Origin of the sequence: Actinocorallia libanotica, from assembly GCF_039525175.1 — a bacterium.
GTDB lineage: Bacteria > Actinomycetota > Actinomycetes > Streptosporangiales > Streptosporangiaceae > Actinocorallia > Actinocorallia libanotica.
Window position 1 is genome coordinate 81,886 of sequence record NZ_BAAAHH010000022.1, and the last position, 13,702, is coordinate 95,587.

Annotated in this window: 12 protein-coding genes; 4 read left to right on the forward strand and 8 right to left on the reverse strand. The window is 72.0% G+C overall.

Annotation, left to right across the window (positions count from 1 at the left end):
- Positions 1 to 376 precede the first annotated feature (376 nt).
- From meaB to ABD140_RS24470, 4 genes are read right to left on the reverse strand one after another with little or no spacing between them, the layout of a single operon-like run.
- Positions 377 to 1,357: a methylmalonyl Co-A mutase-associated GTPase MeaB gene (gene meaB / locus ABD140_RS24455; RefSeq protein WP_344243294.1), complete on the reverse strand. Its 981-nt coding sequence runs from the start codon at positions 1,355 to 1,357 to the stop codon at positions 377 to 379.
- Positions 1,344 to 3,521 carry a methylmalonyl-CoA mutase gene (scpA, locus tag ABD140_RS24460; protein ID WP_344243295.1) on the reverse strand — a complete coding sequence of 726 codons (2,178 nt, stop codon included), beginning with the start codon at positions 3,519 to 3,521 and terminating at the stop codon, positions 1,344 to 1,346. The genes meaB and scpA overlap by 14 nt, the downstream gene beginning before the upstream one ends.
- Positions 3,518 to 5,263 carry a methylmalonyl-CoA mutase family protein gene (locus ABD140_RS24465; RefSeq protein WP_344243296.1) on the reverse strand — a complete coding sequence of 582 codons (1,746 nt, stop codon included), beginning with the start codon at positions 5,261 to 5,263 and terminating at the stop codon, positions 3,518 to 3,520. The genes scpA and ABD140_RS24465 overlap by 4 nt, the downstream gene beginning before the upstream one ends.
- Positions 5,264 to 5,310: 47 nt before the next feature.
- Positions 5,311 to 5,517, reverse strand: coding sequence for an SCO4848 family membrane protein (locus ABD140_RS24470; RefSeq protein WP_344243297.1), 207 nt, complete (start codon positions 5,515 to 5,517; stop codon positions 5,311 to 5,313).
- A gap of 50 nt (positions 5,518 to 5,567) precedes the next feature.
- Here ABD140_RS24470 and ABD140_RS24475 point away from each other — a divergent pair, with 50 nt between their 5' ends.
- Positions 5,568 to 6,671, forward strand: a complete 1,104-nt coding sequence (locus ABD140_RS24475; RefSeq protein WP_344243298.1) for a D-alanyl-D-alanine carboxypeptidase family protein — start codon at positions 5,568 to 5,570, stop codon at positions 6,669 to 6,671.
- Positions 6,672 to 6,740: 69 nt separating this feature from the next.
- Here the strand turns inward: ABD140_RS24475 and ABD140_RS24480 are convergent, their stop codons facing one another.
- Together ABD140_RS24480 and ABD140_RS24485 are read right to left on the reverse strand one after the other, a co-directional pair.
- Positions 6,741 to 7,184, reverse strand: a complete 444-nt coding sequence (locus ABD140_RS24480; protein ID WP_344243299.1) for a hypothetical protein — start codon at positions 7,182 to 7,184, stop codon at positions 6,741 to 6,743.
- Positions 7,185 to 7,219: 35 nt separating this feature from the next.
- On the reverse strand, positions 7,220 to 8,512 hold the full coding sequence (locus ABD140_RS24485) for a lipopolysaccharide biosynthesis protein (protein ID WP_344243300.1): 1,293 nt from the start codon (positions 8,510 to 8,512) through the stop codon (positions 7,220 to 7,222).
- Between the two features lie 76 nt (positions 8,513 to 8,588).
- Here ABD140_RS24485 and ABD140_RS24490 point away from each other — a divergent pair, with 76 nt between their 5' ends.
- A complete protein-coding gene (locus ABD140_RS24490) occupies positions 8,589 to 9,533 on the forward strand; it encodes a YihY/virulence factor BrkB family protein (RefSeq protein ID WP_344243301.1) in 945 nt (314 codons plus the stop codon).
- A gap of 10 nt (positions 9,534 to 9,543) precedes the next feature.
- Here the strand turns inward: ABD140_RS24490 and galK are convergent, their stop codons facing one another.
- Positions 9,544 to 10,623, reverse strand: coding sequence for a galactokinase (gene galK / locus ABD140_RS24495; protein WP_344243302.1), 1,080 nt, complete (start codon positions 10,621 to 10,623; stop codon positions 9,544 to 9,546).
- Positions 10,624 to 10,940: 317 nt separating this feature from the next.
- On the opposite strand from galK, the gene trpS reads away from it, so the two are divergent.
- Positions 10,941 to 11,975 carry a tryptophan--tRNA ligase gene (trpS, locus tag ABD140_RS24500; protein WP_344243303.1) on the forward strand — a complete coding sequence of 345 codons (1,035 nt, stop codon included), beginning with the start codon at positions 10,941 to 10,943 and terminating at the stop codon, positions 11,973 to 11,975.
- A complete protein-coding gene (locus ABD140_RS24505; RefSeq protein ID WP_344243304.1) occupies positions 11,968 to 12,495 on the forward strand; it encodes a 2'-5' RNA ligase family protein in 528 nt (175 codons plus the stop codon). Before trpS ends, ABD140_RS24505 begins: the two co-directional genes overlap by 8 nt.
- Here ABD140_RS24505 and ABD140_RS24510 read toward each other — a convergent pair.
- A complete protein-coding gene (locus tag ABD140_RS24510; protein WP_344243305.1) occupies positions 12,485 to 13,681 on the reverse strand; it encodes a GH25 family lysozyme in 1,197 nt (398 codons plus the stop codon). The genes ABD140_RS24505 and ABD140_RS24510 overlap by 11 nt on opposite strands.
- Positions 13,682 to 13,702 lie beyond the last annotated feature (21 nt).

Here is a 13,702-nt window from a genome sequence, read left to right on the forward strand (position 1 = left end):
TACTCGGCGCCGCCGCGAGCGAGTTCACGCGTGTAGGCCGACGCCGGAACCGGGTGGTTGAACCCGCTGAGTCCCTCATACGGCTTCGCCGGGCATCCCGACGCCCCGTATTCGAGCTCCGGCCCCGGACTCCACCCCGGGACGGAAACCCCCAGAGACCCCAGAACGAGCAGACTCGCGACGGCCGCCCACCTGAACCGCACAAGAACCTCTTCCCGCCACCGGACCGCACGCCCGAAGAGCACACGACCTTAGCGCGAGAACCTCGATAACCGACATGTCAACCACCAGCAGCGCGCCTTGAGGCCCTCGGAACCGAGACGCCGATCGGCTCGCCGAGCGTGCGGCAGGCCCGGAGGCCTTCTCCGGCGGGTGGTCAGTCGGTGGAGAAGGCCTTGAGGATCTGGTCGGCGGCCACGGACGGGGGGAGTTCGCCGTCGGCGACGCGGCGTTCCAGGTCGGGGGTGAGGGCCTGGACGGCGGGGTCGGTGCGCAGGGCGTGGAGGAGGCGGTCCTCGACCATGGCCCAGGTCCAGCGGATCTGCTGGGTGCGGCGGCGGCGGTCGAGTTCGCCGGACTCGCGGAGGGCGTCCTGGTGGGCGATGATCTGGTCCCAGACCTCCGAGAGGCCGGTGTCCTCCAGGGCGCTGCAGGTCAGGACGGGGACGACGCGCTCGGAGCCGCCGCGCAGGAGGCGGAGGGCGCCGGACAGCTCGCGGGCGGCGCGCTTGGCCTCCATGGCGTGGTCGCCGTCGGCCTTGTTGACGGCGATGACGTCGGCGAGCTCCAGGACGCCCTTCTTGATGCCCTGGAGCTGGTCGCCGGTGCGGGCGATCGTCAGGAACAGGAAGGAGTCGGTCATCTCGGCGACCGTCGTCTCGGACTGGCCCACACCGACGGTCTCCACGAGGATCACGTCGTGGCCGGCGGCCTCCATGACGACCATGGCCTCGCGGGTCGCCCTCGCCACGCCGCCCAGCGTGCCGGCCGTCGGGGACGGGCGGATGAACGCGTTCGGGTCGGCGGCCAGGCGGGCCATGCGGGTCTTGTCGCCCAGGATCGAGCCGCCCGTCCGGGTGGACGACGGGTCGACGGCCAGGACGGCGACCCGGTGGCCCCTGGCGGTCAGGTGGGAGCCGAGGGCGTCGATCGTGGTGGACTTGCCGACGCCGGGGACGCCGGTGATGCCGACGCGGCGGGCGTTCCCGGCGTACGGGGTGAGCTCGGCCAGGACGGCCTGGGCGAGCTCCCGGTGGTCGGGGCGGGTGGACTCCACGAGCGTGATCGCGCGGGCGATCCATGCCCGGGAGCCCTCCCGGACCCCGTTCACATAGTCCTTGACGTCAGGCGTGGCCAAGGCTGCTGGACAACTCCTTCAGCAGGTCGAGCGCGGCTTCGGCGATGACCGTGCCGGGCGGGAAGATCGCCGACGCCCCGGCGGCGCGGAGCGCGTCGAAGTCCTGCGGCGGGATGACGCCGCCGACGACGATCATGATGTCCTCGCGGCCGAGCTCGGCGAGCGCGGCCTTGAGGGCGGGCACCAGGGTCAGGTGCCCCGCGGCCAGGGAGCTGGCGCCGACGATGTGCACGTCGGCCTCCACCGCCTGGCGGGCGACCTCCTCGGGGGTCTGGAACAGCGGGCCGACGTCGACGTCGAAGCCGAGGTCGGCGAAGCCGGAGGCGATCACCTTCTGGCCCCGGTCGTGGCCGTCCTGGCCCATCTTGGCCACCAGGATGCGGGGGCGGCGCCCCTCGGCCTCGGCGAACTCGTCGGTCGCCTTGCGGGCGTTCTCGATCGCGGACACGGTTCCGGCCTCCTCCCGGTACACACCTGAGATGGTACGGATCGTGGCGGAGTGGCGGCCGTAGACCTTCTCCAGCGCGTCGGAGATCTCCCCGACGGTCGCCTTGGCGCGGGCCGCGTCGATGGCGAGCTTGAGCAGGTTGTGCTCCAGGTCGGCGACCTGCTCGGCGCCGGCGGCGGCCGTCAGGGCGGCCAGCGCGCGGGAGACCTCGGCCGGGTCGCGCTCGGCGCGCAGCCGCTCCAGCTTGGCGATCTGCTGGGCCCGCACGGAGGCGTTGTCGACCTTGAGGACGTCGATGAGCTCGTCCACGTCCGGCCGGTACTTGTTGACGCCGATGACCGGCTGGCGGCCGGAGTCGATGCGGGCCTGGGTGCGGGCCGCGGCCTCCTCGATGCGGAGCTTGGGCAGCCCCTCGTCGATGGCCTTGGCCATGCCGCCGAACTTCTCGACCTCCTGGATGTGCTCCCAGGCGCGGGCGGCGAGGTCGTGGGTGAGCTTCTCCATGTAGTAGGAGCCGCCCCACGGGTCGATGACCCGGGTGGTGCCGGACTCCTGCTGGAGCAGCAGCTGGGTGTTGCGGGCGATGCGCGCGGAGAAGTCCGTCGGCAGCGCCAGCGCCTCGTCGAGGGCGTTGGTGTGCAGCGACTGGGTGTGGCCCTGGGTCGCGGCCATCGCCTCGATGCAGGTGCGCGCCACGTTGTTGTAGACGTCCTGGGCGGTCAGCGACCAGCCGGAGGTCTGGGAGTGGGTGCGCAGGGACAGCGACTTGTCGCTCTTGGGGCCGAACTCCTTGACGAGCTTGGCCCACAGGAGGCGCCCGGCCCGCATCTTGGCGACTTCCATGAAGAAGTTCATGCCGATCGCCCAGAAGAACGACAGGCGCGGCGCGAACGCGTCGATGTCCAGGCCCGCGGCCTGGCCCGCCCGGATGTACTCCACGCCGTCGGCGAGGGTGTAGGCGAGCTCCAGGTCGGCCGTGGCCCCGGCTTCCTGGATGTGGTAGCCCGAGATGGAGATCGAGTTGTACTTCGGCATCTTCTGCGAGGTGTACGCAAAGATGTCGGAGATGATCCGCATCGAGGGGGCGGGCGGGTAGATGTAGGTGTTGCGGACCATGAACTCCTTGAGGATGTCGTTCTGGATCGTCCCCGCGAGCTGCTCCGGCTTCACCCCCTGCTCCTCGGCCGCCACCACGTACAGGGCCAGCACGGGCAGGACCGCGCCGTTCATCGTCATCGACACCGACATCTTGTCGAGGGGGATCCCGTCGAACAGCTGCCGCATGTCGTAGATGGAGTCGATCGCCACACCGGCCATGCCGACGTCGCCGGCCACGCGCGGGTGGTCGGAGTCGTAGCCGCGGTGGGTGGCGAGGTCGAACGCCACCGACAGGCCCTTCTGCCCGGCCGCGAGGTTGCGGCGGTAGAAGGCGTTGGACTCCTCGGCGGTGGAGAACCCGGCGTACTGCCGGATCGTCCACGGCTGCGTGGCGTACATCGGCGCGTACGGGCCGCGCAGGAACGGCTTGATGCCCGGGAAGGTGCCCAGGAAGTCCAGGCCGGCCAGGTCCGAGGCGTCGTACAGCGGCTTGACGCCGATGCCTTCGGGCGTCTCCCAGGACGGGCGCTCGCCCGCGGCCTCGCGCCACTGCTTTTCGAGGACGTCCGGCGCTACGGGCTCGCCCAGCGGGACGTCGGAGAAGTCGGGGATGCTCATGCGGTCACTCCCAGGTCCCGAAGGGTGCCCTCCAGGACTTCGATCACGTTGCACCCGGCGAAGACGTTGCCGTCCACCCCGGTGTAGGAGCCCTTGCCCGCCAGCCAGACCTTGACGGCGCCGCGCTCCCGGAGCGTCTTGGCGGCGGCCTCGGCCTGCTCGGCGTACAGCTTGTCGCTGGAGCAGAGGACCGCCACGCCGCCGTCGAACTCCTCGGGCGCGCCGGCGACGGTCTCGATGCCGCCCGCCTGGAACAGGTTCGCGGCGAACGTGGCGCGCGCGGTGTGCACGGCGACGGGGCCGAGGGTGGCCAGGAAGACCTTCGGCCGTACGGCCTGGGCGTCGGCCAGGTCGCGCAGCGCCTCGTAGTCCTGGGCGTAGGCGTGCCGCGGCAGCCCGCCGCCCGGCGGCTCGGGAGCCGCCTCGCGTACGGGCAGCTCCTCGGTCAGGTTGGGGAACTCGCTGACGCCGGTCAGCGGGGCCTTGCGCCGGGCGAGGTCCTTGCGGCGCTTCTCCCAGGTGGCGGCGAGCTCGCGCTCGACGAGGCCGGAGTCCAGCGCGGCGGCCAGGCCGCCGGCCTTCTCGATCTCGGTGAACCACTGCCAGGCGGCCTGGGCGAGCTGCTCGGTGAGCTGCTCGACGTACCAGGAGCCGCCCGCCGGGTCCACGACGCGGGCCAGGGAGGACTCCTCCAGCAGCAGCGTCTGGGTGTTGCGGGCGATGCGGCGCGAGAAGGCGTCGGGCAGGCCGATCCGGGCGTCGAACGGCTGGACGGTCACCGCGTCCGCGCCGCCCACTCCGGCGGCGAAGCACGCGACGGTCGTGCGCAGCATGTTCACCCACGGGTCGCGCTCGGTCATCATCGCGCTCGACGTCACCGCGTGGATCCGCGCGGTGGTGTCGGAGACCCCGGACAGCGAGGCGACCCGCGTCCACAGGCGGCGCGCGGCGCGGAGCTTGGCGATGGTGAGGAACTGGTCGGCGTGCGCGGCGTAGCGGAATTCCAGCTGCCCGGCGGCCTCGTCGACGCTCAGTCCGGCCTCGGTCAGCTCCCGCAGGTAGGCCACGGCGGCGGCGAGGACCGCGCCGAGCTCCTGGGCGTCGGAGCCGCCCGCGTCGTGGTGGACCGTGCCGTCCACGGCGAAGGTGCGGATGCCCGGGAACTCCGCGGCGACGCGCCGCGCCAGGTCGACCGGCACCGGGGCGCGTACGCCGGTGCGGGCGGCCAGGCCGAGCGGGTCGGCGCCGAGGTTGCCCAGCGTCTCGGGCGTCGCCAGCGCGAGGAAGGCCTCGGCGGCCTGACCGGTCTGCGGTCCGGCGTCCAGGACGACCGGCGCCAGGTCGGTGTGCACGCCCTTGAGGGCCTCGCCCAGCGCCTCGACCGGGACGCCGGCGTCGCCGACGGCCAGCCACACCGAGGTGGCGCCGTTCTCCAGGTCGGCCAGGACGGCCTCGCGGGTGCGCCCGGGGTTCGGGTCGGTGTGCCGTTGCCGCACGTCCCAGCCCGCCGGGTTCTCGTCTCCGTCGCGCGGGGCGGTGGCGAAGGGCCGCGAGGCGATCGCCTCGTCCGCGGTGTACAGGGGTGCGATCGGGACACCGTCATAGGTCTGCCTTGTGAGCAGCGCCTCGACGGCGTCGAGAGGGGTGTCTTCGGTGGCGGCTCCGGACTTGCGGAGTACGCCCTTCAATAGCTCCCGCCAACGCTCGCGCTCAGCTTGGGGGAAGGCAGCAGCCAACTCCATGGAAGGGATGGTAGGCGAACCCTTATGAGATGAGTGCGAGCGGGGTGTCACGATGACCTCTTCCATGCCTTCCACCCGATCCACGCGAGGATCGCGGCGAAGACCACGTTGGCCGCCGCCAGGACGTAGTGCACGACGTAGAACGCCGTGGCCCGCCGCGGGCCGCTGCCCAGGTTGTTGGCGAGCATGATCCATTCAAAGGCCATGAAGGCGGCCAGTGCCAGCATGAACACGGCCGAACGTCGAGAAGTCACCCTTGCAGGGTAGGCGGCGGCCGGGCCCGGCCGGTTAGGCTCTCGTCTTCATGGGAGCACCGCACAGAGCCGCCGCCGCGGCTGCCGCCGCCATGCTGACCGTCGCGCTGGCCCCCGTGCCCGCCGCCGCCGGGCCGGACGCGCCGCTGAAGAAGATCAAGGCGGGGTCCTGGATCATCGCGGACGCCGACACCGGCGAGGTGCTGGCGGCGCGCAACCCGCACAAGCACTTCCTGCCGGCCAGCACGCAGAAGGTCCTCACCGCGGTCACCCTCATCCCGCTGCTCGGCGGGGACACCGAGATCACCCCGACGCGCGAGAGCGTGGAGCCCGAGGGCACCAAGGTCGGCATGACGCCGAAGCTGAGCTACAAGTCCGCCGACCTGTTCCGGGCGCTGCTCATGGCGTCGGCGAACGACGCGGCGATGACCCTGACCCTGCCGCAGGGCGGGATGCGGCCGACCCTGGACCTGATGAACGCCGAGGCCAGGCGGATCGGCGCCCGGAACACCCTGGCGGGCTCCCCTAACGGCCTGGACGTCGACCTCGGCCTGGACGTCAGGACGCAGTACACGACCTCCTACGACCTGGCGCTGATCCTGCGGGCGGGGCTGGCCGAGCCCGAGTTCGTCGAGTACGCCTCGACGGTGCACGCGAAGTTCCCCGCGCTGCGCCCGGCGAAGGTCGACAAGAAGACCAAGAAGAAGATCCCCGCCAAGCAGTACATGATGCCGATCTACTCCCACATCCGGATGCTCCCGGGCGAGTCCCAGCAGTACAAGGGATTCATCGCCGGCAAGAACGGCTACACCAACGCCGCGCGCCAGACGTTCGTGGGCGCGGCCGAGCGCGACGGGCGGCGGATCGTCATCGCGCTCATGAAGGCCGAGAGCCTGTGGGACAACGCCAAGGCCCTCTTCGACTGGGGCTTCGCCAACGCCGGGAAGGTCGAGCCGGTCGACGCGCTGGTCGCCCCCTCCGCCGCGGCGACGGCCGACCCGTCGGACCCCGCCCGGCGCGAGGCCCAGAAGGGCTCCGGCTCCAAGGACTCCGACTCCAACGACAACCTGCTGCTCGGCGCGATCGGCGGCGGCTTCATCCTGGCGGGCGTGGGCGTGCTGCTCGTCCGCAGGCGCCCCACCGCCACCGACTGACCCCGGGGGCCGCCCCCGGACCCCCGAGAACCGACAGACGATCCCCGCTTCCCTGCGGTCGCCTGCCGGCTAACGGCGCAGCAAGAGCGGAATCTCGTTGTCGCCGGGGCTGCGGTCGGGGACGGTGGTGTGGACCTCGGCGTTCCCCCGGCCCTCGCCCCGCACCCGTACCTCGACGCTCTCCCCGGACGGCAGGTCGGGCCAGGCGCAGCCCGTCCGGACGCAGGAGGCCCGCAGGCGCCCTTCCAGGGGGCGCAGGTCGAGGGTGACGGGCCCGGTGCCGTGCGGCCCCCGGTTGTGGATGCGCAGGGTCCGCCCGTCGAGCGTCACGGACACGTCGGCGGCGGCCGGCGGGGGCGTGGCGCTTTTGGGCGAGCCGGAGTTCACCGCCGCGTGGTGCGGGTCCGGCAGGGAGGCGACCAGCGCGCACACCGCGGCCCCGGCCGCCGCGCCGGCGCCGAACAGGACGAGCGCCTGGCCCCTGGTCTTCGGCCTCTTCGGCGGTGTCGTCACGGTGCGCACTTCCACGGATTCGCCACGTCACGACGTTAGCGCGTTCCGCGCACGGGCGCGGCCCATCGCCGGTGCAGCCGCGCGGCCAGGAGGACGGCGGCCGCCGCGCACGAGAGCGTCAGCGCCGCCTCCACCCGGACCAGCGCGGGGAGCGGGACCAGGCAGACCGCCGCGAAGACCCCGAAGGCCGCGCTCCAGCAGAGCGCGTTGTCGCGGTGCCGCTCCAGCGCGACCAGCCCCGCCTGGAAGACCTGGGCCAGCATGTAGCAGCCCGTGGCGGCGGCCAGCACCACCAGGTGGCCGCGGCCCAGCACGAACCCCTCGCCGAAGAACAGCCGCACCAGCCAGGGCCCGGCGGCCTCGGCGCCCAGCACCCCGGCGGCCACGACCGCGCCGGTCGCGGCCAGCACCCCGCGCAGCTTGGCGCGGAAAGCCGCGCGGTCGCCGGAGGCGAGCGCTCCGGCCAGGCCCGGCAGCAGCACCGCCTGCACGCCCTGGAACAGGAACAGCGGCACCCGGGCGATGACGAAGGCGGCGAGCAGCCGCCCGGCGGTGCCGTCCCGTCCCGACATGGCCTGGAGCACCACGAGCGCCGCGTTGGCCACCGCCTGGGCGGCGATCCCCGACAGCAGCAGCCAGCCGAGGTTGGCCGACAGCTCCGACCAGGGGGCGGGCGGCCCCGGCCGCAGGGCGCCGCGCAGCCCCGGCAGGGTCGGCGGCAGCGCCGCCAGCGGCGCCAGCGCCAGCAGCCACAGGTAGGGGGCGGCGGCGTGGACGCCCAGGCCGAGCAGCGTGCCGCAGACGGCGATGCGCACGACGCCCTCCACGCCCAGCTGCGCCGAGTACCAGCCGAACCGCGACGAGCCCGCGTACACCCCGCGCGTCACGTATCCGGCGGCCATCACCGCCATGGACAGGGCGAACACCCCCAGCGCCGTCCACCGGCCGGAGAAGAGCCCGGAGACGAGCGGCGGCGCCGCCAGGAGCACGGCCGCCAGCAGCACGGTCAGCAGCGCGGCCGAGACCAGGACCACCTTGCGCACCAGGGGCCCCGTGCCCGCCCCGCGGGCGACGCGGGCGGCGAAGGCCCGCCCCAGCTCCTGCTCGAACGGCAGGAAGGCGCCGATCCCGAACGTGTAGACCAGCGTCCAGAGCGTGGAGAGCGAGGCGAAGGCGACCGGACCGACGGCGCGGGCGGAGACCGCGAGGTAGACGCCGCCGGAAAGGCCGAGCAGCACCAGGCCCGCGGCCATCGTCGTGGTGCCCGCGCGGACCGGTACGGACGCCGCCGGCACCGCGGAGGCCGCCGCCGACGACGCAGCCGCCATGCCCCACCGCCCTTCCGTGCCCGATCCGGTTCCCGAACTCCGCCGGACGGGTCGATCCGGTGGATACAGTCCCCTCGTGACCCGGCTGATCGCACCGGTGGTGCAGCGTTACGGCGCCTTCCGCCAGAAGACCGCCACCAGACTACGGAGCCTACGCACCGAACGTCCTTGGTTCGGACATCTCGTCCGGGCCGTCCAACGGTACGACCGGGAGAACGGCGAGCAGCTCGCCGCGGCCCTGACCTTCTACTCGTTCCTCGCCTTCTTCCCCACGCTCGCCCTGGCGTACGCGCTCCTGGGCTACGTCGTGTACTTCAGCGAGACCTTCCGCGACTACCTCATCCGCGCCCTCAACGACTACCTGCCCGGCCTGGCCGAGCAGCTGGACGTCGTGCAGATCGCCCAGGCCAGGGTCGGCGCGAGCGTCATCGCCCTGATCGGCCTGAGCTGGGCGGGCCTGGGCTGGCTCGCCCAGCTGCGCGAGTCCATCCGGGTCCTGTGGGGGCGCGCGCCGCGCAGCGCCGGCAACTTCTTCCTGCTGAAGCTGCGCGACCTCGCCGTCATGGCGCTGCTCGGCGCCATCCTGATCTGCTCGGTCGCCGCCACGACGGTCGCCGTGCGCGCGACGACCTTCACCGTCGAGCAGCTCGGGCTCACCGACTCCGTCTGGGCCTGGCTCAGCCTGCGGATCGCCTCCATCGCGGTGGCGCTGGCGTTCAACACCCTGCTCTTCCTGGTGCTGTTCACCCGCATGTCCGACACCAACGCCTCCCGCCGGCACGTCGGCAAGGGCGCCCTCGTGGCGGCCGTCGGCTTCGAGATCCTCAAGTCCATCGGCGCCTTCCTGACCGGGTACATCACCGCCAACCCCGTCTACGCCTCGTTCGCGGTCCTCGTCGGCGTGCTCATCTGGATGAACCTGCTGTCCCGGATGACCTTCCTCGTCGTGGCCTGGACCGCCACGCTCGACACCGTCGAGCGCACCGACACCCCCCTCAACCCCGAACCCGACGCCGCCTGAGCGGCGGGCCCTAGGACAGGCGGGCGGCGCCCCGCGACGGCACGGCCTCCAGGTAGGACGGCGCGCCCCAGCCGCGCGCGGCGTAGGCGGCGCCGACCGCCTCGCGGACGGCGGGCAGCGCGGCGCGGCGGACCAGCAGGATCACCGAGCCGGCGAAGCCGCCGCCGACCATCCGGCCGCCCCGCGCCCCGCCCTTGACCGCCGCCTCCACCGCCACGTCCGCCTCCGGCCACGAGACCTGGTAGAGGTCGCGCAGCGACAGGTGGGAGGCGGTGAGCATGGCGCCCACGTCCCCCACGGCGCCCGCCCTGAGCAGGCCGACCGTGGCCTCCACCCGGTGGTTCTCGGTGACGACGTGCTGGACGCGCCTGCGCAGCACCGGGTCGGTCAGCAGGGACAGGGACGCCGCCAGGTCCTTGACGTCCCGCAGCGCGGGCACGCCCAGCTGCCGCGCCGCCTCCTCGCACTCGGCGCGGCGGTCGGCGTAGCGGCCGTCCTCCAGCGCGTGCCGGACCCCGGTGTCGACGATCAGGACGCGGTGGTCGCCCAGGTTCAGCGGGATCCGGGAGGACATGCCGGTCCGGCAGTCCAGCAGGAGCGCGTGGTCGGCCTCGCACAGCAGGGACGCCGACTGGTCGAGGATGCCCGAGGGCACCCCGGCGTAGGCGTTCTCCGCGCGCTGGGCGACCTTCACCAGGTCCCGGCGGTCGGCCTTCACCTCGTACAGGTCGGTCAGGGCCAGGGCCGTGGCGCACTCCAGCGCGGCCGAGGACGACAGGCCCGAGCCCGAGGGGAGGTCGGAGGTGAAGCGCAGGGTCGCGCCGCCGACGAGGTAGCCGGCCTCGGCCAGCGCCCCGGCGACCCCGGCCGGGTAGGCGGCCCAGCCGCGCACCCGGCCGGGGGCCAGGCCCGCCAGCTCCACGGTCTCCCGGAGCCCGCCCGAGTGCAGCTCCAGCAGGCCGTCGTCCCGCCGCTCGCCCTCCACCGTGATGCCCTGCGGCAGCGCGAAGGGCAGGACGAGGCCCTCGTTGTAGTCGGTGTGCTCCCCGATCAGGTTGACCCTGCCGGGCGCGTGCCAGACCCCGTTCATCCCGTGCGCACTCCCCTGCGTCCGTGACCGCCGCGGCCGCCTCGTACGACGCCTCTCGCGATCACTCCAGGACATGAAGCCTAACCACACGGCCGTCGGATTCCCGTTCCCGGCCTCGCCGAAAAACTCTCCCCAGGGTGATATCCGTGACGAATACCATGTGGAGGACACCCCGGACACTGAACGTCTTATGGCGTGATCGGGGGTTTCCTGGCGACGGCACTCGGGCATGTGCCGTCCCACGGGCCCGTGGGCCCGCCGAGATCTGGGAGAATCGACATGATGGCGGCCCCGGCCAAGGCGGAGGAAGAAGACAGTTGACTGAGCAGAATCGCCCCCGGGTCCTCTCCGGCATCCAGCCGACGGCCGACTCCTTCCACCTGGGCAACTACCTCGGCGCCGTCCGGCAGTGGATCCCCCTGCAGGACACCCACGAGGCCTTCTACTTCCTGGCCAACCTGCACGCGATGACCGTGGAGTACGACCCCGCGGTGCTGCTCCACCGCACCCGCGTCTCGGCCGCCCAGCTCCTGGCCGCCGGACTCGACCCGGCCCGCTGCACGCTCTTCGTGCAGAGCCACGTCTACGAGCACGCCGAGCTGCAGTGGATCCTCAGCTGCCTGACCGGCTACGGCGAGGCGTCGCGGATGACGCAGTTCAAGGACAAGTCCGCCAAGGAGGGCGCGTCCGCCGCCAGCGTCGGCCTGTTCACCTACCCCGTCCTGCAGGCGGCCGACATCCTCCTGTACACCCCGCGGGTCGGCGAGAAGGACTTCCAGGTCCCCGTCGGCGAGGACCAGCGCCAGCACCTGGAGCTCACCCGCACCCTGGCGGGCCGGTTCAACCACCGCTTCGGCGCCACCTTCGTCGAGCCCAACGCGCACATCCTCAAGTCGGTCGCCAAGATCACCGACCTGCAGGAGCCGGAGCGCAAGATGTCCAAGTCCTCCTCCTCCCCGCAGGGCATCATCAACGTGCTGGACGAGCCCGGCCCGCTGCGCAAGAAGATCATGCGCGCGGTCACCGACACCGGCACCGAGATCAAGTACGACCCGGAGACCAAGCCCGGCGTCTCCAACCTCCTGACCATCCTGTCCGCGCTGAACGGCACCCCGATCCCCGACCTCGAGGCGCACTTCGCGGGCGCCGGCTACGGCCAGCTGAAGAAGGAGCTGGCCGAGGTCGCGCTGGAGACCTTCGGCCCGATCAGGGAACGCACCCTGGAACTGATGGACGACCCGGCCGAGCTCGACCGGATCCTGGCGAAGGGCGCCGACCGGGCGGCCGAGGTCGCGGCGGCGACCATGGCCACCGTCCGCGAGCGCGCCGGGCTGCTCAGGCGCGGTGGCTGATCTGGTCATCGGGGTCTCGGTCGCCATCCCCGAGCCGCACGCGGGAGCCCTGCAGCGCGCCCGGGAGGCCTACGGGGACCCGCTGGCGGACAAGATCCCCCCGCACATCACCCTGGTGCCGCCCACCCCGATGACCGACGAGGAGCTGCCGGTCATCGAGAACCACCTGTCCCGGGTCGGCGCGACGACCGCGCCGTTCCGGGTCCGCCTGCGCGGCACCGGGACCTTCCGCCCCGTCACCCCGGTGGTGTTCATCACCCTCGCCGAGGGCATCGGCCCGTGCGGGCTGCTCCAGGAGAAGCTGCGCAGGGCGCCCCTGGACCGGGAGCTCATGTTCCCCTACCACCCGCACGTCACGATCGGCCACCACCTCGACGAGGAACGGCTCGACCGCATGTTCAAGGAGTACTACGACTTCCACGCGGTCTTCGAGGTGAACGAGTTCTGGCTGTCCGAGCACGGCCGGGACGAGGTGTGGCGCCCCGTCCAGGCCTTCCCGCTCCTCGGCGCTAGTTGGTGACCTTCGCCTTCACCTTCGCGGTGTTGTTCTTCTTGTAGAAGTCGAGCGTGCTCGGGGCGCTGACCGAGAGCTTCAGCACGGGCTTGGCACCGGCCTTGAGGCTCTTGGTGACCTTGACGCCGTAGGTGAACTTGACGAGCTGGCCGTTCTTGAGGTTCGACCAGGTGCACTTGAGGCCGTAGGACGTGCGCTTGCAGGCCTTCGACCAGACCTTGCGGTGCTTCACGCCCTTGGGGAGGCGAACGGTCAGCGTCACCTTGCCGCTGGCGTCGGGGCCGCCGTTGCCGACCTGGACCGCGTAGGTGGCGTTCTTGCCGCGCCGGAACTTCTTGCTCGCCTGGCCCTTCACGCCGACGTAGGCGACGGGCTTGTCCGCCTTCTTGGCGAAGGCGAGAAGCTGCTTGTAGGTGCCGGGGAAAAGGTTCTGGTCACCGGGGAACAACGGCTTGTCGTTGCCGTTCCAGAACTGCCAGAAGGTGTACTTGTCGAACCCGCCGGGCATGGCGGGAGCCGTCACCTTCTCCTTGTAGTTCGCCACCCACAGCGGGTTGGTGAGGTTGAAGGCGGCGGTGCCGTTCGGCTCCTGCGGCGAGGACGTGCAGTTCTTCCACCACGACTGGTTGCTGTAGATCATCGGGTAGCGGCCGGTGCGCACGAAGTACTGGCGGCTGAAGTCCCGAATCCAGTTGATCATCTGCTCGGGCGTCAGGTTGTAGCAGTCCTGGCGCAGGTCCTTGACCTTGGGAAGCGTGGCGTAGGGGTCGCGCTCCATGTCCAGCGCGCCCGGCAGGCTCTTGCCGTCGCGGGTCCAGCCGCCGCCGTTGTCGACGAAGAAGTTCGCCTGCGTGGCGCCGTCGGAGCGGTGCGGGGAGGCGAAGTGGTAGGCGCCCTGCAGGATGCCGTTGGCGCGCGCGCCGTCCCGGTTGACCGCGAAGTACTTGTCGACGTAGGCGTTGGGGTCGCCGTCGACGGGGCTGACGCCGCGCGTCGCGCGGATGATGGCGAACCTGGCGCCGTCGTCGGCGATCTTCTTCCAGTTGACCTTCGGGCCCTGCCACTCGCTCACGTCGAGGCCGGGCACCGTGCCCTTGGGCGCCACCGGCGCCGCCTGCGCCGCCGATCCCGGAACGAGCGCCCCCAGTACCAGTCCGGCGACGATCGACATCCTTCCGGCGGCACGCAACACACCAAACTCCTCAGTCAGCCC